Below are 18212 nucleotides of genomic sequence, written 5' to 3'. Positions count from 1 at the left end.
GGAATTCCTGTGCCCAGGAACACACTGCCCCGCCGGATGAAAGGCGCCGGCATCATCGCCGCTGCCGCAGCCTCAGCGCTGCTTCTGGCCGGTTGCTCAACCGCAGCCGGTTCAGACTCTGCGACGGATGCTTCGACCGACGGATCGTTCCCCGTCACCATCACCAGCGCCCTCGGCGACGCAGTGATTCCCGCAGCTCCCGAGCGCATCGTGACGATCGGCTGGGGCACGGCTGACACCGTCGTCGCCCTCGGCGAGACGCCCGTCGGCGTCGAAGCTGCAACCTGGGGCGGCGACGACGACCTCTACTTCCCGTGGGTGCGCGACGCCATCGAGAAGTCGGGCGCTGAGCTGCCCGAGACGTTCAACGTCTACCCGGAGGTCGACGTCGAAGCGATTCTCGCGCTCAAGCCCGACCTGATCCTGGCCCCGCAGTCCGGCATCACTGCCGAGGACTTCAGCACCCTCACAGCTATCGCCCCGACGGTGGCATACCCCGAAGAACCGTGGCAGACCGGCTGGGATGACCAGATTGAGATCATCGGTTCGGCGCTCGGCAAGAGCGACGAAGCTTCAGAGCTGATCGATGGCATCCAGGACCAGCTTGCGACAGCTGCCGCAGAGAACCCAGAGTTCGCCGACCTCAGCTTCGCCTACGTCTACACGGCAGAGCCCGGCCAGTTGGCGCTCTACCAGGCGGGCGACCCGCGCGTCGACCTGATTTCCGGTCTCGGCCTGACGCTTGACCCGACGGTTGCAGCGGTTCCGCTCAGCGCCGGCACCTTCGCATCGACTGTCGGCCTCGAGCAGGCCGACCTGCTGAACGACGTCGACGTGCTCTTCACCTGGTTCAACGACGCAGAGAACCAGGCATCGATCGAAGCTCAGCCGCTGTTCGCACAGATCCCGGCATTCGCCCGTGGCTCTTATGTTCCGAACGTCGACAACCAGCTCGCTATGGCATCCAGCCTGCTCACGCCGCTGAGCGTGCCGTGGGCACTCGACGCCTATGTCCCGATGATCAAGGATGCAGCGGCCAACGTCTCCAAGTAGTCGGTCTGGTCGTAGCCTTAATCCTGCAGGGATTCTCCCGCAGTCCTCAGGGCGCAGAGTCAGAAATTAGCAATGCAACACATCAGCAATGACTGATACGCAGTCACACAGATCGGGCGCAGGACTCCCTGCGCCCGATCGTCGTGCGTCCGGACGCGACGCGAAAACGCGCCGCCGCGGCCCTGTGCCGAAGCTCGGACTGGCCGGGGGTCTCGTTGCCCTGGTCGTGCTGCTCGTCGTTGTTGTGCTGCTCAGCCTGGCCATCGGTAACAAATACGTGCCACTGCCCGATGTAATCGGTGCACTGTTCAATCCGGGTGACAGCTACGCGGATGCCGTGATCGCCAGCCGGATCCCGCGCACATTGCTCGGCTTGTTGGCCGGTGCGAGCCTGGCCGTTGCCGGCGCAGTGATGCAGGGCATCACCAGAAATCCGCTGGCCGACCCGGGCCTGTTCGGCGTCAACGCCGGTGCAGCTGCGGCGATCGTGACGGCATCCGCTTTCTTTGGCATGGGGTCTGCGGCCGTCAGTGTCTGGGTGGCACTGCCCGGAGCCCTGATCGCCGTCGTTGTCGTTTATCTGCTCGGCTCGGTGCGAGGTACGGCCACCCCGGTGCGCCTGGTGCTTGCCGGTGTCGTCGTCGGTGCCGTGTTGGCCGCGTATATCCAAGCCATCACCCTGAGCTTTCCCAAGGTGTTCGACAGCTATCGATTCTGGGTGATCGGCTCGCTCGCCGGGCGCGACCCCGGACTGATTCTCGACGTGCTGCCGTTCGTGATCGTGGGGTTGGTACTGGCGCTCAGCCTGGCCGGCTCACTGAACGCCCTCGCTCTCGGTGACGACACGGCGAGTGCCCTCGGCGCACACGTCGGGCGCACGCGCATCCTCGGGGCCATCGCCACGACGCTGCTCTGTGCTGCGGCCACCGCAGCTGTCGGCCCGATCGCTTTCATCGGTCTCGCCGTTCCGCATATCGTGCGGCCGTTCACCGGCAGCGACCATCGCTGGTTGCTGCCCTATTGCCTGGTGGCCGGACCGGCGCTGCTGCTGCTTGCCGACATCCTGGGCCGTGTGATCGCCAGTCCCGCAGAGCTCATGGTCGGCATTATCACCGCGTTCGTCGGTGCGCCCATCCTGATTTTTGCCGTGCGCCGGATGAAGGTGCACGCGTGAGCGCGCGAACATCAACGCCGCGGCGAGAACTGACGCTGCGGGCCGGCGGTTGGCTGAGCTTCCGCGTGTACAGTCGCAGCCTGATCGTCGCGGGCCTCCTGGTGCTCGGCATTCTCATCGTCGGTGTGCTCGCACTCACCCTCGGCCAGCTCGGTGTCTCGCTGTCCGGCCTGGTCTCGGCGCTGTTCGGCAACGCGACGGGCACAGATCAGATCGTGCTTGGCGTCATCCGTGGGCCCAGGCTCGCGGTGGCCATCGCGGCCGGCGCCGCATTCGGTGTTGCAGGGACGCTCTTCCAGACAGTCACTCGCAATCCGCTGGGTAGCCCGGATGTCATCGGCCTGACCTCGGGCGCTGCGGCGGGCGCCGCGGCATTCGGCGTGATGTGGACTGGCATCCTGCCCTTGCCTGTCGGCGCATTGATCGGGGCGTTCGTGGCGATGGGCATCGTCTATTTCGCCACGGGCACCGGTTTCTCCTCACCCTCGCGGATGCTGCTTGTCGGCATCGGAGTCTCGGCGATGTCGCTGGCCTTCGTGCAGTTCGCCATCGCCAGGACCGGACTCGAGCAGGCGACCATGCTGGCCGCTTACCTCAACGGCAGTCTCGCCTCACGCTCGTGGGAAAACGCAGCGATCATCTGGGGCGCACTCGTCGTGTTGTTGCCGCTCGCGCTGCTGCTCAGCCGACGCCTGCAGCTGGCCGAGATGGGTGACGAGCAAGCCGATGCCCTGGGTGGCCGGAGCGACAGTACCCGGCTGCTCAGCATCCTGACGGGCATCGGACTCGCCACCGCTGGCGTGAGTGTTGCCGGCCCGATTGCCTTTATCGCCTTGATCGCACCCCAGGTGGCCAAACGACTCACCAGGGCACCGGGCCCGAACGTCGTCATGTCGGCTCTCACGGGAGCATTCCTGCTGGCCTTCGCCGACCTGCTCACCCAGCAATCCCCATTCCCCGTGCAGCTGCCCGTCGGCATCCTCACCGCTGCACTCGGTGGAATCTACCTCGGCTGGCTTCTGCTCGGCGAGTGGAAGAAAGGATCCGCCTAGTGGCATCCTCACAACCGGCATCACGGCTGGCCGCGGAGCACCTGCGCCTGTCGTACGACTCTCGGGTCGTCGCCGACAACCTGTCTGTCGCGATTCCCGACGGTGGTTTCACCGTCATCATCGGGCCGAATGCCTGCGGCAAGTCAACCCTGCTCAAAGCACTGTCCCGCACCCTCAAGCCGGAGTCCGGCACGGTGCTGCTCGACGGACAGCCGATCGGTTCCTATCGCAGCCGTACGGTGGCGCGCGAGCTCGCGATGCTGCCGCAGAGTCCGATCGCGCCAGAGGCGATGACAGTGAAAGACCTCGTCAGCCGCGGACGCTACCCGCACCAGGGGCTGCTTCGACAGTGGTCAGCGGATGACGAACGCGCGGTCGCGGCCGCACTGGCATCCACGGGCATCACCGATCTGGCTGCACGCTATGTCACGGAGCTCTCGGGCGGGCAGCGTCAGCGGGCGTGGATCGCCATGGTGCTCGCGCAGGAGACTGAGCTGCTGCTACTCGACGAGCCAACGACGTTCCTCGACATCGCGCACCAGTACGAGGTGCTCGAACTCTGCAGTGCCCTGCACGAAGAGGGCCGTACGCTCGTTGCCGTGCTGCACGACCTCAACCAGGCGGCGCGCTACGCCACGAATCTCATCGTCATGAAGGCGGGGCGGATCGTCGCGACCGGAGCGCCGCAGGATGTCGTGACGGCCGAGCTCATCGACGACGTCTTTGGCTTGCCCTGCGTGATCATGACCGATCCTGAAGCCGGAACGCCCATGGTCATCCCACGCGTGAAGGGTGCTGCCCGGGCGCTGTAGGTCGTCGCGAATACAGGAAGAATCGAGCACCTGTCACCGTATACAGGATGGATCGCGCTCTCTGCAGCAACGTTTCCGGTTTTGGCGATATCCGTAGGGATGGTCAGGCTTTGGCAGCTGGCTTGCGAATGTAGCCGCCCTTTTCGAGACCAGCCTCGATCTCGAAGCGATTCTTCAGCGGATTGCGCCCGGCCACCAGGTACAGCAGCGGAAAGACCATGCCGTAGCGCTGCCACTGGCGCTTATGGACGGCTTCGTGCTCAATCACGTCATCCGACACATTCTGGTTGGTCAGGTAGCAGCCGCCGACGCAGGAGCCGCCGCGACCGAATGCCCATTTCGGCATGCCCCTGAACACGATCAGGCCGCCGCGACGCTCAACGCGCCCTGTGCTCCAGATGGAGCCCCAGATGATCCCGACGGTGGTGGCATACAGGTAGCCGGCCCGGCTGAGGGGGGAGTCGAAGAGGATGCTGCGCACGGCTCTAGCGTAGGCGGTCGGCCGGGCGACCATACTCTTCGAGCAAGCGCAGCCAGATCTCGCTGATGGTCGGATAGCTGGGCACCGCGTGCCACAGTCGGTTGATCGGAACCTCGCCGACCACCGCGATGGTCGCCGAGTGCAACAGCTCGCCGACATCCTGCCCGACGAACGTCACACCGAGGATCACTTCCCGGTCGAGGTCGATCACAGCCCGGGCCTGGCCCACGTAGCCATCGGCCTGGATCGTCGCCCCGGCCGTCCAGCTCATGTCATAGTCGACGGCTTCGATGCGATACCCGGCCTTCGCGGCTGCCGACTTCGTGAGTCCGACGGATGCCACCTCAGGGTCGGTGAACGTCACCTGCGGCACGCTTGCATGATCGGCGGTCGCAACGTCGGCACCCCAGGGCGTGTCATCGACTGGCCTTCCAGCCGCGCGCGCTGCGATTACGTCGCCGGCCGCCCTGGCCTGGTATTTGCCCTGGTGGGTGAGGAGCGCGCGGTGATTCACGTCGCCGGTGGCGTAGAGCCAATCGCCCTCCAGTGCGGGGGAGTCACCCTGCACGAGCAGGGTGTCGTCGACCGTGACCCAGTCCCCGTCGGACAGCCCCACGGTTGCAAGACCGAGGTCCATCGTGCGGGGCACGCGACCTGTGGCAACAAGAACTTTGGATGCCGTCACAACGCTGTCGTCGTCAAGCGTGAGGGCGACGTCGCCGTTCTCGGTCAGCATCGCCTGGCTGGTGGTGCGGCCGATGAGTACCGTGGCGCCGTTGGCGCGGAGGGCATCCGTCACCAGTTCGCCGGCGAACGGCTCCTGCCCGCGCAGCAGTGCGCTCCGGGCGATGATCGTCACCGCAGAGCCGAGCGAGGCGTATGCGGTCGCTAGTTCGGCGGCGACCACGCCGCCGCCGATGACGGCCAGGCTGTCGGGAATATCCTGGGCGCTGGTGGCATCCCGGCTGGTCCATGGGTCGACGGTTCCGATCCCGGGAATGTCGGGCAGCAGTGCGGACGAACCGGTGCTGATCACGACAGCATGCCGCGCGGTGAGCACGCGATCGCCATCCGCTGTCGTGACAGTGACCTCGCGGATGCCGCTCAGGCGACCGTGTCCGCGAACCAGCGAAATACCTGTCTTATCAAGCCAATCGACTTGGCTGTCGTCGTTCCAGTCGTGTGCGATGGTGTTGCGGCGCTGCAGCGTTGCGCGGACATCCGTTGTGCCGGTAACGGCTTCGGCGGCGCCGGGCACGCGCTTCGCTGCTGCCACTGCTGCCCCGCTTCTGAGCAGCGCCTTCGAGGGCATGCAGGCCCAGTATGAGCAGTCGCCGCCGACAAGTTCGGCCTCGATGATGACGGTGCTCAGGCCGCCCTGCACCGCGCGGTCGGCGACATTCTCGCCGACTGCGCCGCCACCAATGATGATGACGTCGTAGGTGTTCTGGTCGGTGTTGCCGGCGGTGTCGTGGGTTTCGGCGGCCATTGTTTCTCCCGTTCGCTTGGTGCCTTGGTGCCTTGGTGCCTTGGTGCTTGGTGCTTGGTGCTTGGTGCTTGGTGCTGGTGCTTGGTGCTGGTGCTGCCAATGGTGCTGCCAATGGTGCTGGTGTGGTCAGCGTTGCAGACGCTACGAGCGCTGCTGTGAGCGCTGCTGTGAGCACTTGCTACGAGCACTTCTATATTGCGCGACAGCCTACCCTCGCTGGCCGAGGCCTGGCGCGATTTTGGTAGGCCTCGCGCCACGCCTTCCCCGGCTGGGCGCGCGAAATTCCGTGGGGCGCGCGGAATATCCCGCGCCTGGCGGAATATCCGGCGCCCAGACTCGAGGAGTTCGTTCCTCCCGAGTTCTATGGTCCGGCGCTTGTCGGATTTGCGTACGAGTCAGCGGCCGACGCTCACTCAGCCTGTGGTAGCTGCAGCTCGATGCGTCGCCGAAGAATCGAACGCTCAATAAACGTCCAGGTCGTCGTGACGGCCAGATAGAGCGTCGCCGCCAGCGGCACTATTGCAGCGAAGATGACGGTGATGAACGGCATCCAGCTCAGGATGCCGTTCAGCTGCGGCAGGCTTCCTGGCTGGGCATCCGTTTGTGCATTCCCGGTGGCCAGGGGCGCGTTGGCCAGAGCCGCGCGCCGCGACATCCAGGCGACCAGCGCGATGAGCGTAAGCAGAACGGCGTACACCAGCAGGCCGGGCCAGGCCTGGCCGGCGCCAACCAGGTGCACAAGCGAGGTGCCGAGTGGAACCTGGAACAGGTGATCGGTAAGCAGCGAGTTCGGGTGGCCGTTGATCGCCGTGAGGATGAACAGTCCATACACAGTCGACAGAACGGGCGCTTGAGCGAGGGTGGGCAGACAACCGGCGAACGGAGACGCTTTCTCAGCGGCATACAACTCCGCAGTCTTTCGTTGCATCAGCTCGGGGTTCTTCTTATAGCGGCGCTGGATCTCCTGCAACTGCGGTGCAAGTCGGCGTCGGGTGTATTCGGCACGCACCTGGGAGCGGCCGACTGGGATGAGAGCCGCACGCACCAGCAGGGTGATCAGCACGATAGCGAGGGCGGTGGCGAATGTGCCAACAAAGGGCGAGAGGGATGACGCAAGTGCCGTGACGACCGCATAGGCGGCGTCAAGAATTGTCGCGATGGGCGCGAAGGTATAAATATCCACGGTGGGTGGTCCTCACAGTCAGAGGGAAGAGTGGTCGCGAGTGTGACTCGGGTGCCCTTCCGACCGACTGCTCAGGTCACTGAGCTGCTCGGAGCAAGGACTACGCGAGTACCTCTGACTGCGACGGCGCACGTGCTTGGGTGCGGCCGGGCGTGTTCGGATGCCGTGGAGCGGCAATCCGACTGAGCACCTCACGGTGCAGATGGGAACGGGCACCGATGGTGAGGGTGACCCAGGAAATGGCGATGGTGACGTGGCGAGCACCCGAGAATGCTGCGATAGCCAGCATGGCAACGCCGGTCACGATCACCGCGGCAGACGGATCGGATTGCGCAAGCGCGAGCACCAGGAACGACACGGTCATGACCATGACCAGCCTGGTGGTGAGAGATCTCACGAGTGTCCTCGGCTCAGCGGATGCGACGTGCGATAGGTGGGTGCTGCTGGCTCACATGCTAGCAACTAACGGGTGAGTGCTCCAATGATGCGCAGGATCACCGACAGGTCGTCGTTGGCCGCCTCCGGAGTGGATGGAGCGAAGCCGGCGATGGTGGCTCCGGCCAGGGTGAACTGTGATTTCAGTGCAGTAATCGCGGCGGTCAGCGCTTCGACGGTCAGCCCGAACGGCACAGCGTTGCCCAGCCCGGTCATCACCGACGGATCAAGAACATCGAGGTCGATGTGCACGTAGATCGCGGTGCTGCCCGTGGCGGTGACAGCGTCGATCAGGGCATCCGGAGTCTCAAGAGTGGCGACAGGGACTGCGGCGATCTCGCGGTCGCCGATCAAGTCAGCTTCGGCATCTTCGATGTCGCGCACCCCGGCGAGAACTATCCTCGAGAGCGGTACGGCGCCGTTTCCGGTCAGCGCAAGTCCTTCTGCGCCCTCGCCGCTGATTGCACGCAACACCATCCCGGTGAATGCACCAGACACCGAGGTCTGGGGAGTGTGCAGATCTGGATGGGCGTCGAACCAAACGACCGACAGGCCGTCAGGATGCTTGGCGGAGGCGTGTTCGACGGCGGTCAGCGACACTCCGCAGTCGCCCCCGATCGTCAGCGCCCAGTCGGACGTGGCGCGAAGCTCGTGCCCGAATCGCTCGCGCACCGTGTGCAGAGCTGAGTAACGGTGCACGCCGGTGTCGAGTGAATCGCCTGCCTCAACAGGGACGGCGACGTTGCGAGTGTGGGCTGCGGGCAGATCGCCGCTGATCGCCTCTGCTCCGTCGCTCAGCCGCATTGCGCGGGGGGAGACGGATCCTTGCCATTGCGGGACGACTATGAAGGTGGGAGGCACCTGACCAGTATCTCGTGTGAGGCCCTCCCGACTCTAGAGTCGCGTGGGTGTTCTGCTGCTGTTCGAGTACTGATCTCTGGCCGGGACGCAGTGATCGCCGACGGGAAATCCCGCCGGCGATCACTATGCGACAGACGGACTACTGCTCGAGCGACGCCGACGTGTTTGTCGAACCGGCCTTCAGCGCAGCCAGACGAGCATCGACCTCGGTGAGTTCACCGAGGTTCTCCAAGCTCTCGAACTGGGCGTCGAGGCTGGATGCCGCGAGCTCACTTGCGCCACGCACCTTCGCCTCTTCGCGACGGATCTTGTCTTCGAACCGGCTGACCTCACTGGTGGGGTCCATGATGTCGATGCTCTTGACGGCATCCATCACCTGAGCCTGAGCCTGGGCGGTCTTGGCGCGAGCGATCAGTTCATCGCGCTTGGACGAGAGCTGGTTCAGCTTCTGCTTCATGGCGTTCAGGCCATTCTTCAGCTGCTCCACAACCGCAGTCTGTGAGGCGATCTGCGGCTCGGCGGCCTTGGCTTCGTTCTCGGACTGCAGCTGACGGCCCAGTGCGACCTTGGCCAGGTTGTCGAACTTGTCGGCGTCGGCGGTGTTGCCGGATGCACGCAGTTCGTCTCCCTTGCGGCTGGCGGCCAGCGCCTTGTTGCCCCACTCCGCTGCGGCCTCGACGTCTTCGCGGTGGTCGTCTTCGAGCAGACGCAGGTTGCCGATCGTCTCTGCGATGGCGCTCTCGGCATCCGCGATGCTGTTGGTGTAGTCGCGGACCATCTGGTCGAGCATCATCTTGGGGTCTTCAGCGGAGTCCAGGAGTGCGTTGATGTTCGCCTTGGCGAGCTGGGAGATGCGGCCGAAGATTGATTGTTTTGCCATTTCGGTGTCCTTTCGGGAGGGGGCTGTCGTACTGGATGCGGTCAAGCGTGGTCAAGCGAGCTTTGGTAAGGCGGGGCGGGTCAGGCGGCCATGGCTGTTATTGCGGAGCCGAGATGTTCTGCACCGCGTGGACGGGCGCGGGCGCGGTCGTGGCGGTGGTCGATCAGAATCTGCCCCCGCCGCCGCGACGCGAGCGGGTTCCGCTTCCGCCGAAGCTACCGGCCGAGCGTCCGCCGCCGGAGCGCCCACCGCCTCCGCCACCGAACATGCCGCCGCCGCTGCGTCCGCCGCCACCTCCGCCGAGCATTGAATTGATCAGGATGCCGCCGAGGATCGCGCCCATTGCTCCGTTGCTACCGCCACCTGAACTGCCGCCGAACAGCCCGCCTCCGCCGCCATAGCCGGAGGGCTGGAAGCCATTCACATCGTTCTGGGCGAGGTTGATCGCCTCAGCGGCAAGCGAGTTCGCCCGTTGCGCGGTTGCCAGCGCGGTGGCCGGGTCTGAGGTCGACAACGATTCGGCCTGAACGACCAATCGGCCAGCCTCGGCCAGTCGGGTGCGGGCTTCTGCGCCTACAGCTCCGCGCCTGGCAGTGATGAAATCTTCGGCCGCCGACACCTGGCTCCGGGCCGAGAGCAACGTCTGGCTCAACGCGTCCCGCGCGCGCTGCGCCTGGATCTGGGCATCACGAACTCCCGCAAGCGCGGCGTCCATTTGCTGGTTGACGGCCTCAAGCGATTGCACAAGTTCGAGCGGATTGGTGCGCCCGCCGGCCAGACGTTGCTTGGCCTGGGCGACAGTTTGTTCAGTCGCCTGGACAACGCCGGGAAGCGGGCCGGCGGCGGGGGAACCAGCAGGCACGGCCTTGGCGGTGATGAGGTCGGACTCCAGATCGGCGATCGCCGAGTTCACCGTTGCAGCTGCCGTGTGCAGGTCGTTTCCGAGCCGGTCGACGGCGTCTATCAAGAGGCCAGCCTGTGACACGGCTTCTTCGGCAGCGCGGATGTCGACCGCCGCGCCCGCGGTATCGCCGGAGGTGATGCTCGTCTCCGCGTCGGCCAGGGTTGCCAGGGCGAATGCAATTCGATCGTCTGCCTGCGTGATGTTGTCTGCAACTGTCGCGATGGCGGCATCCGTGTATGCGTCGGCCAGAGACGCGAGCGACGCGGTGCCCTGGGCTGTGCGCTGAGTGAGTGCGTCGAGCTGGGACCTCAGCTCGGCAACGGCTTGAGGGGCACGCTTTTCTAGCTGGCGCAGTTCGTCGAACGCATCGGCCTGCTCGTCGAGGGTGGCATTGGCCTTGGTGCAGAGGTCGATGATCTCGCTGTACCAGGCACGTTGCTGCTCCTCGGTGTCTGGCTCGCTGTCGTCGAGCTTTTGCTGCAGCGTGAATGCCTGAGTGAGCCATGATTTGGCGTCGGCCAGTGCTGCGTGGAACGCAGTCGTTGCCTCAGTGCCGTACTGGGCGTCCGCGAAACCGACTTCTTGTTCGCTGGTCTTGACGGCGTCGTCGGTCTGAACCAGAGCGCTGCCCGCCCGCTGTTTGAGTGTGGCGGTTGGCACTGATTCAACACCGTCCGGCCCGCCAGCACTGCCGGTACCAGCGGTCATCCTGCGCCGACGTCTGACTACAAAGACGATGACGACGACAATCAGAATGGCGACGATGAGCACGCCCCAGAGCCAGCCCCAGCCGCTACCGGACGACGGCGAGGCGTCGCCGGGAGTGATGGCAGGGGCGACAACGGGCTCGCCTTTGCTCACCGCAGCGAGTCCGTCGGCCGCGCCGATGGCGGTAGCCGACCAATCGTTCTGGCGGAGGGCCGGTTCGATCGCCGTGGTCTCGACCTCACTCAGCTGGGCGTCAGTGAGGGGAAAATCGGGCGCGACGGAGAGCTGGTATTGCCGGTCGCCGGTGGCAATGGCCAACAGAACGTCATTCGTACCCAGGCCATTTTGGTCGGCGGTCTGGTCGGCCCACTGCTCTCTGTCTGAGACGCCGGTGAAGCTGTCGACGTATGCAACGAAGAGGTCGATGCGCGTGCTCGAATAGAGGGAATCGATCGCATCCTGCACCGCGGCGGTGTCGTTGCCGAGTGCGCCGACGGAGTCTTTGATATGGCTGGAACCAAAGGTGACAGGGCCCTCAGCGTGCGCCGCGGTCGGCATCCCGAGCATCAGCATTAACGCGACGAAGACAGTTCCTAGTGTCAACCGTGCGCGCATTGGCCTGCCTTTTCGCCTGTCTCGTCCTGTCCTGCCGAGCTTAGGGCCAGCCGCTGACACAGTCTAGGAATTCGCTGGGAGGTCACAGGTAGAACGGTGGCAGATCGCGGCCTCAGGCAGCACCCCTTTCGGTTGTGTTGCAGCCTGTTACGGCGGAGGTCGCATTGGCTCACAGTGCTTGGCACACTTGACTAACCGGCAGCCAGCACGATGTCACGAAAGGAGCGAGCATGAGCGAATACACCTCCCGCCCGCACCTCGCGATCATCGAAGTCACCGCGTCCAGGCCCGATCGTCCGGAGTACCACGCCAAGGTGCAGGTGCTCAATGGGCGAGTTGCGGCTGAGAGTATTGACGGCGGCTGGAATGTCTCCCGTCACGCCGCGGCCGACGTGACGCCGACTGAGTTGCTGGCTGCCACGGCATCCGCTGACGCCATCGTGCTCGTCGGAGGCGAAGACCTCACCCCACACTTCTACGGTGCGGCATCAGGTTACGAAGGCGAGACCGCGCACTTCGAGAATGCCGATGCCGGCCAGATCGCCGTGGTTCGGCGGGCGCTCGAACTCTCCACGCCGCTGCTCGGAATCTGCCGCGGCCTGCAGGTCATCAACGTCGCACTCGGTGGCACGCTCGTGCAGCACATCGAGGATGACGGCTTCCACAAGAACCTGAACGTGCCGATCGACCAGATCCTCGCCACTCACGGCGTGATGCTGGCTGACAATAGCGGTCTGGCCGCGAGCCTCGGTGCGACCGATGTACTCGTGCAGAGCGCTCACCACCAGAGTGTCGATGCGCTGGGTGCCGGTCTGGTTGCGGCCGCGGTTGCACCCGACGGACTCATCGAAGCTCTCGAGCACGTGAGTGCGCCGATTACCGGTGTGCAGTGGCACCCTGAGGCTCCGGATGCTCCGGCCGAGCAGCTCCCGCTGCTGCTCGGCGCACTGCAGCGCCAGGTTGTGCCTGCCCGCGTGCCGGTGTTCGCCTGATCTGAGCGCTTCGCGCCCCTTGGTTCGCGCCCCTTGGTTCGCGCCGCTGGTTCGCGCCTGATTTGTGCCTGCTCCGCGCTATTTCGCGGCTGGCCTGCGTTCGCCGCGCCCGTTGTGGCTCATTGCGCCCGCTATAGCGGGCGCGATTCGCCATAAGTGGCGCGGCGGTGGCCGCGACTGCACGCTGGAGAGCGGATGACGCAAGCCCGCAACCTCGCGAGAGCGGATGACGCGGTGCGACTGCACGCGCAACCAAGCGCCAGCGTTACGCGTTGATCTTCGCGACGCTCTCCAAAAGCTGATTGCGTACATCCACGACGAGTAGTTCTCGCGCCCCGGCGAGAATCGGGTTGCCCTTCACCGTGCTGGCCGCGACAGTCGGCGTCCATCGGGTTGTCTGGCGGATGCGATCGGACACGAGTCCGGCCAGTTGGTCGCCGCCGGCGATGCCGGTCGGTCCGCCGAGTACGACGAGGGCCGGGTCGAGCACAGCCAGCAGTGGGATGACGCCGAACGTCACCCGCCGGGCGAGCTCAGCGATCACGGCATCCCTGGCGGGACTCACGGCGAGAGCATTGAGAATGTCAGCGAGGGTACGACCATGGATATCGTGCTCGCGGGCCAGACGGATGACGGCCTTGGCGCCCATGACATCCTGGAGTTCCTTAGCCGGTCTGCCGTCCTGGCCGATGACCCCGCTCGGTGCTGGTAGGAAGCCGATCTCGCCCGCACCTCCGAACGTGCCGCGATAGACGGTGCCGTCAAGGTCCAGCGCTGCGCCCAGGCCGTTGCCCAGCCAGAACAGGGTGAAGCTCGACGCATCTGCCGCCACACCGCTGACGCGTTCGGCCACCGCAGCGAGGTTCACGTCGTTGTCGATCTGCACCTCAAGCTGGAGTTCATCTTCGAGCAGGCGGCGAACGCTGGTGCGTGGCCAGCCCGGCAGGGTCTCGCTGTCGAGGTGATCGTCATCCCGGGTGTCGAGATAGCCCTGCACGCCGATGCAGACCTTGCGCACCGCGGCCGGGTCGGCGCCGCTGACCGCGCAGGCCGCCTCGATCGCTTCACGAATCTCTCGCGGGGCATCACGCTTACCGGATGTCGCAGGAAGCGGGATTTCGATCGTCTCGTGATCGGTGCGGAGCGCGTCGACCAGGCAGGCCCGCATCCGCTTCGCGTCGATGTCGATGGCAACGCCGAGCACGCGGTCGGCGCGGGCAACATAGGTCATGGCGGGGCGGCCCTGGCCGGCCGTTCGTTCGCCGGCGACCGAAATGAGTCCGGCGGCTTCAAGTCGCGTGACGACGAGCGATGCCGTCGGCTTAGACATGTCGCCGAGCTCAGCGATGCGCACGCGCGAGAGCGGGCCGTGCTCGAGAAGGAGCGAGAGGGCCGTGCGATCGTTCCAGGCGCCTAGCCACGCGGGAGTGCCCGGGGCGGAAGTCGCTGCCATCGGCTCTCTTTCGTGTGGTGGTTCGTGCCGACATCAAACTTATCCGGAGCCCGGGTTCATGGCCGTGACGACACGGAAACACAGCGTCATCTGCATAAGAATCTCGGGTGAATGGGTTCGGCGCCCGGCTACATTGGCGGGAGAGAACGAGATCGACACGAGGCCAGAGATGCAACGGGCACAGAGAGCGGAGCGCAGATGCGGTTGACGATTGTTCCGGGTATCGGTGGGTCGGATTCAGCCCATTGGCAGTCGCTCTGGCAGGCACGGGATGCGACCGTCCAGCGGATCGCTCCCTCGTCGTGGGACGCGCCCGAGCTAGATGACTGGCTGCAGGCGCTGGATGTCGTGGTGGCCGACCGGGGTTTCGACACTGTCCTGGTTGCGCACAGCCTCGGAACGCTGGCCGCTGCCGAGTGGCTGGCCCGTAATCCAGGCAGCGTTGCCGGTGCGCTGCTCGTTGCACCTCCGGATCGCTTTGGCGCCGAGTTTCCTGCCGCGGCCCCGTCGTTCCGTGGCATCGAGCCGGTACCGCTCGGTGTGCCGGCTCTCGTCGTGGCCAGTGACGACGATCACTACTGCACGATTGACGTTGCCGGGCAGCTGGCACAGGCGTGGGGCGCAGAATTCGTGAACATCGGCAGCGCCGGGCACATCAACGTGGCAAGCAATCTGGGGGACTGGGCCGAGGGACACACTCTGCTTGACGGTCTCATTCGCCGAGTTCGCGGGGCGTAGCCGCTAAGCCACCAAGCCGCTGAGCCGCTGAACGGGGTGCTCCCAGACGTCGGTGCTACGTTGAGATTCCGCACCAATACTCCTGAAGGAGTGCTTTTCTCACGTGTCCTGGTTCCGACGTAAACGCACTACCCACGCCGACCTGGCACCTCACGATTCTTCCAGTCGCATCTCTGCATACGTCTACGGGAATGTGCTCATCCTTGCGGCACTTGTTGCCCTGCCACCGGGTGACCTGATATCCGGACGCGCAGCCGTCATCGTGATCGGTACGGGGATCACGACCTACCTTGCGCATCTGTTGGCTGAATCGGTGGGTCACCGCGCTCAACGCGCTGAGCGCCCCAGCCGGGCCGTCGTGCTCGCCGAATTGCGCAACGCGATGCCCATTGTGTCGTCGACGACGGCTCCAGCACTGTTTCTCGCCGCCGCATGGTTGGGCTGGATCACCCCGGTCATCGCCTTGAGCGGCGCAGTACTCGTGACAGTGGGGCGGATGGCGTTCCTCGGCGGGGTGCTCGCCCGGTTGCGCGGAGAGAAGAGTTCGCTCCGCATGATCTTTGCAGGAGTAGGCCTCGCCGTACTCTGTGCAGTCATTGCCGCGGTGAAGATGCTGCTGACTCACTGACTCACTAACTCACTACTCACTGACCCGCGGCCGTCACGCGCCGTTACATCCCGTAAGCGGGCGCAATTTTGTGGACCCGTAGCATCCGTTGACCTAGCGTAGAAGTCATCGCGGCGTGCCCGAGTGGTCGAAGGGGCCGGTTTCATATTCCGGTTGTCGCAGGTTCGAATCCTGCCGTCGTGTCTGAGCTGAATGTATGGCTAAAGACGCTACTGGGCAGCGCGCCAAGCCCGCGCGTGCTCGAGGATCAGCGTGACCACATCGGTCTTCGCATCGGCGTAGAGGTTCATATCGGCCCAGTCCTGCGTGGCCAGCCTGCGTTTCGTCGCGGCATAGAGTTCGCGATCATCGGAACTGACGCGAAGCCAGTCGCGGAGGTCCAGGTAATCCTGAATCTCAGTAGACCCGGGGCTCAGCACGTGCACGTGGACGTCTCTGTTGGGCGTCCGCAACAACCGATGCCCGGGTTCCCTCGCCCGCAACTCGAGGCCGGAATCTACGAGCTGCGGTACGAAGGTCGATTCGTCATCAACATCGGGCACAATAACCAGGATGTCGATGATCGGCTTGGCGGCAAGACCCGGAACTGACGTTGATCCGATGTGATCTATCGACAGCAGTAGCTGCGTGCCGAGCGCCGAGCTGATCAGTGTCGACATAGCGGCAAAGCGCGTCGCCCACTCCTCGTCGTAGTCGAGGATCTCAATTGTGCGCTTTTCTTTGCCGCCAATCAGTACTGAATCGAGGGTGTCATCCGGTGCGTTGTCCATGATCTCAGTCTGCCCGAACTGCCCTAGAGCAGCCGCAACCCAACCGACGTCGTGATCGGCTCCCTCTGGCCGCCGGAATGCACAATGTCGGTGCCGTGGACGGTCAGCTGCGTGGCGTGGCAGCGAAGTGCGGCGGTAACCGTACCCAGGTGGGCGCGGAGATCGAACCATTCGGCATCCGCTGCCTGGGTGCCACGCACCTCGGCGAATGGGACTGCGTTCTCGCGACAGGCCTGCACCGTGGCATCGTGCACCCTCACGTGATCGGGATGACCGTACCCGCCACCGTTGTCATAGCTGACGACAAGTGCTGGGCGCAGGTGGGCGATGAGTGCTGCAATATCGGCGGTAACCTCTGCCAGCGGGGCAACGGCCAGCGCGGCATCATCGCTGTCCGGGGCGGGCCCGGCGAGGCCGGGCCGAATCCAGGTCATGCCAGAGTCCAGGTAGCGCCGCGGCGCCTGAGCCGCGGCGCGGGCCGGTGGTTCACCCAACCAGAACTGGTCGGTGAGGCCGAGCGTTTCGATGGCACACCGTAGCTCCCGGTCGCGCTCGATCGACAGCTCTGCGGTTCCCTCCAGAGCAGAGAGCGGGCCAGCCACGACTTCGCCTCGCTCACCACGCGTAGCCGTCAGCAGCCATACCGTCGCACCGCGGGCCACGAACTCGGCGATGAGTGCTCCGGTGGAGATCGTCTCGTCGTCGGGGTGGGCATGCACAAAGAGCACAGATGCCGAATCAAGAATGTTCAAGCTCACAACAGCTCTCGCTTCCACGTTCCTGCCTCGGCGGTGAGCAGCGACCGATAGACGTGCGCGAGGAGTTCGGCCGATTTCGTCCAGCTCATACTCTCTGCGTGCTCGCGTGCGGCAGTCGAGAGCCGAGCCGCCAGTTCGGGCTGCGTCAGTATGCCGGTGATGGCATCCGCCCATGCGGTCGGCTCACGTGACTCGAGAACAACGCCTGTCACTCCATCGAGCACCGCTTCGCGCAAGCCGCCGGATGCCGCCGCGACCACGGGAACACCGCTCGCGCCAGCCTCGAGCGCGACCAGGCCATACGTCTCGGAGTGGGACGGTACGAGCACCAGTCGTGCTTCGCGCATGAGCGTGGCCAGGTTAGACCGCGACTGCGGCCCGACGAAGTGCACCCGATCCTCGATGCCGTTACGGGCGGCAAGCGCCTTGAGTTCGCCGATGTAGCCATCAAAGTCGGCGGAGGCGTCACCCGAAATGACAAGTTCTGGCCGCACAGCTTCCGGCACCGCGGCGATCGCCTCGATGGCCAGATCGAGTCCCTTGAGCGGCTGCAGTCGAGCGGCGACGAGCGCATACGGGGCGGCTTCCGGCAGGTGGAGAGCGACCGGGTGGAACACAGCGCTGTCGACTCCCGGGGGCACGACAACGACGCGATCAACTGCTCCGCCCAGGCGTGTCACCACGGTCTCGGCTTCAGCCTCGCTGATCGCCACGATGGCATCCGACTCGTGGGCAAGCCAGGATTCGCCGGCCAACCGACCGGGTGATTCCGGGCGTTCGCCAAACGACAGCGGAGTCGACTCCTCGGCCGCGATGCTGTGGAAGCTCTGCACATGGGGAATTCCGAGGTCTTCCGCCAGCGGCAGTGCCGCCATGCCGGAGAACCAATGGTGGGAGTGCATTAGGTCGTATGGCCCGTGGGCGGCGATGCCCAGCCGGAACTCGTCGATGAAACCTTCGTGCTCGCCCTTGGTCACGGCAGCTGCTGGTCCGGCATCGAGAAAACGTAGTGTCACGCCAGGGGCCAGTTCGATTGTGGCGGGGGTAGCGGATGACGACCGCCGCGTAAGGATCTCCACCGTGTGTCCCAATGCGCCCAGCGCTTCAGCCTGGTGTCGCACCACCACATTCATTCCGCCGGCGTCACCGGATCCCGGTTCTGCCCCCGGTGAGGTGTGGAGGGAAATGAGGGCAATGCGAAGGGGCTGCGAAGAGGGAGACACGTC

General features: G+C 65.0%; 18 protein-coding genes and 1 tRNA gene. 8 read left to right on the top strand and 11 right to left on the bottom strand.

Annotated elements, in window-relative coordinates:
* Positions 1 to 9: 9 nt before the first annotated feature.
* From ACMT3I_RS14070 to ACMT3I_RS14055, 4 genes are all read left to right on the top strand, one after another.
* Positions 10 to 1053, top strand: a complete 1044-nt coding sequence (locus ACMT3I_RS14070; protein WP_414805140.1) for an ABC transporter substrate-binding protein — start codon at positions 10 to 12, stop codon at positions 1051 to 1053.
* An 88-nt stretch (positions 1054 to 1141) separates the two neighbouring features.
* Positions 1142 to 2227, top strand: a complete 1086-nt coding sequence (locus tag ACMT3I_RS14065; RefSeq protein ID WP_414805139.1) for a FecCD family ABC transporter permease — start codon at positions 1142 to 1144, stop codon at positions 2225 to 2227.
* Entirely contained in the window at positions 2224 to 3279 is a 1056-nt protein-coding gene (locus ACMT3I_RS14060) for a FecCD family ABC transporter permease (protein ID WP_414805138.1), read from the top strand. Before ACMT3I_RS14065 ends, ACMT3I_RS14060 begins: the two co-directional genes overlap by 4 nt.
* Positions 3279 to 4091 carry an ABC transporter ATP-binding protein gene (locus tag ACMT3I_RS14055; RefSeq protein ID WP_414805137.1) on the top strand — a complete coding sequence of 271 codons (813 nt, stop codon included), beginning with the start codon at positions 3279 to 3281 and terminating at the stop codon, positions 4089 to 4091. The genes ACMT3I_RS14060 and ACMT3I_RS14055 overlap by 1 nt, the downstream gene beginning before the upstream one ends.
* Positions 4092 to 4194: 103 nt before the next feature.
* Here ACMT3I_RS14055 and ACMT3I_RS14050 read toward each other — a convergent pair whose 3' ends face one another.
* The 7 genes from ACMT3I_RS14050 to ACMT3I_RS14020 form a co-directional block, all read right to left on the bottom strand.
* Positions 4195 to 4605 (bottom strand): Fe-S oxidoreductase, encoded by a 411-nt coding sequence (locus tag ACMT3I_RS14050; RefSeq protein WP_414805136.1) that lies wholly within the window; start codon positions 4603 to 4605, stop codon positions 4195 to 4197.
* Entirely contained in the window at positions 4577 to 6061 is a 1485-nt protein-coding gene (locus tag ACMT3I_RS14045) for a dihydrolipoyl dehydrogenase family protein (protein WP_414805135.1), read from the bottom strand. Before ACMT3I_RS14045 ends, ACMT3I_RS14050 begins: the two co-directional genes overlap by 29 nt.
* A 409-nt stretch (positions 6062 to 6470) precedes the next feature.
* Positions 6471 to 7244, bottom strand: a complete 774-nt coding sequence (locus tag ACMT3I_RS14040; protein WP_414805134.1) for a YidC/Oxa1 family membrane protein insertase — start codon at positions 7242 to 7244, stop codon at positions 6471 to 6473.
* 100 nt (positions 7245 to 7344) lie between these two features.
* Positions 7345 to 7641, bottom strand: coding sequence for a hypothetical protein (locus ACMT3I_RS14035; protein WP_414805133.1), 297 nt, complete (start codon positions 7639 to 7641; stop codon positions 7345 to 7347).
* A gap of 65 nt (positions 7642 to 7706) precedes the next feature.
* A complete protein-coding gene (locus tag ACMT3I_RS14030) occupies positions 7707 to 8540 on the bottom strand; it encodes an arginase family protein (RefSeq protein WP_414805132.1) in 834 nt (277 codons plus the stop codon).
* Positions 8541 to 8679: 139 nt separating this feature from the next.
* Positions 8680 to 9420, bottom strand: a complete 741-nt coding sequence (locus ACMT3I_RS14025) for a PspA/IM30 family protein (RefSeq protein ID WP_414805131.1) — start codon at positions 9418 to 9420, stop codon at positions 8680 to 8682.
* 163 nt (positions 9421 to 9583) lie between these two features.
* Positions 9584 to 11647: a TPM domain-containing protein gene (locus ACMT3I_RS14020; RefSeq protein WP_414805130.1), complete on the bottom strand. Its 2064-nt coding sequence runs from the start codon at positions 11645 to 11647 to the stop codon at positions 9584 to 9586.
* A 230-nt stretch (positions 11648 to 11877) separates the two neighbouring features.
* On the opposite strand from ACMT3I_RS14020, the gene ACMT3I_RS14015 reads away from it, so the two are divergent.
* The gene (locus ACMT3I_RS14015; RefSeq protein ID WP_414805129.1) at positions 11878 to 12639 is read left to right on the top strand and encodes a gamma-glutamyl-gamma-aminobutyrate hydrolase family protein; all 762 of its coding nucleotides are present in this window, start codon (positions 11878 to 11880) and stop codon (positions 12637 to 12639) included.
* A 265-nt stretch (positions 12640 to 12904) separates the two neighbouring features.
* Here the strand turns inward: ACMT3I_RS14015 and ACMT3I_RS14010 are convergent, their stop codons facing one another.
* Positions 12905 to 14092: an ROK family protein gene (locus tag ACMT3I_RS14010; RefSeq protein WP_414805128.1), complete on the bottom strand. Its 1188-nt coding sequence runs from the start codon at positions 14090 to 14092 to the stop codon at positions 12905 to 12907.
* A gap of 111 nt (positions 14093 to 14203) precedes the next feature.
* Between ACMT3I_RS14010 and ACMT3I_RS14005 the strand changes: the two genes are divergently transcribed.
* The 3 genes from ACMT3I_RS14005 to ACMT3I_RS13995 all read left to right on the top strand — a co-directional run bounded on the left by ACMT3I_RS14005 (position 14204) and on the right by ACMT3I_RS13995 (position 15641).
* Positions 14204 to 14830, top strand: coding sequence for an RBBP9/YdeN family alpha/beta hydrolase (locus ACMT3I_RS14005; protein ID WP_414805127.1), 627 nt, complete (start codon positions 14204 to 14206; stop codon positions 14828 to 14830).
* 103 nt (positions 14831 to 14933) lie between these two features.
* On the top strand, positions 14934 to 15458 hold the full coding sequence (locus tag ACMT3I_RS14000) for a hypothetical protein (protein ID WP_414805126.1): 525 nt from the start codon (positions 14934 to 14936) through the stop codon (positions 15456 to 15458).
* A 109-nt stretch (positions 15459 to 15567) separates the two neighbouring features.
* Positions 15568 to 15641: transfer RNA gene (locus tag ACMT3I_RS13995), tRNA-Met, on the top strand.
* 26 nt (positions 15642 to 15667) lie between these two features.
* Here ACMT3I_RS13995 and ACMT3I_RS13990 read toward each other — a convergent pair.
* From ACMT3I_RS13990 to ACMT3I_RS13980, 3 genes are read right to left on the bottom strand one after another with little or no spacing between them, the layout of a single operon-like run.
* Positions 15668 to 16228 (bottom strand): GrpB family protein, encoded by a 561-nt coding sequence (locus ACMT3I_RS13990; RefSeq protein WP_414805125.1) that lies wholly within the window; start codon positions 16226 to 16228, stop codon positions 15668 to 15670.
* Positions 16229 to 16251: 23 nt separating this feature from the next.
* Complete coding sequence (locus tag ACMT3I_RS13985; protein ID WP_414805124.1) at positions 16252 to 16986, bottom strand: PIG-L family deacetylase; 735 nt, start codon at positions 16984 to 16986, stop codon at positions 16252 to 16254.
* Complete coding sequence (locus ACMT3I_RS13980; protein ID WP_414805123.1) at positions 16983 to 18209, bottom strand: glycosyltransferase; 1227 nt, start codon at positions 18207 to 18209, stop codon at positions 16983 to 16985. The genes ACMT3I_RS13985 and ACMT3I_RS13980 overlap by 4 nt, the downstream gene beginning before the upstream one ends.
* Between the last annotated feature and the right edge of the window lie 3 nt (positions 18210 to 18212).

This window comes from Leifsonia sp. A12D58 (genome assembly GCF_047530025.1).
Taxonomy (GTDB): Bacteria; Actinomycetota; Actinomycetes; order Actinomycetales; family Microbacteriaceae; genus Cryobacterium.
The sequence above is the reverse complement of the archived record's forward strand: the minus strand, read 5'-3'. Positions and strand labels throughout refer to the sequence as shown.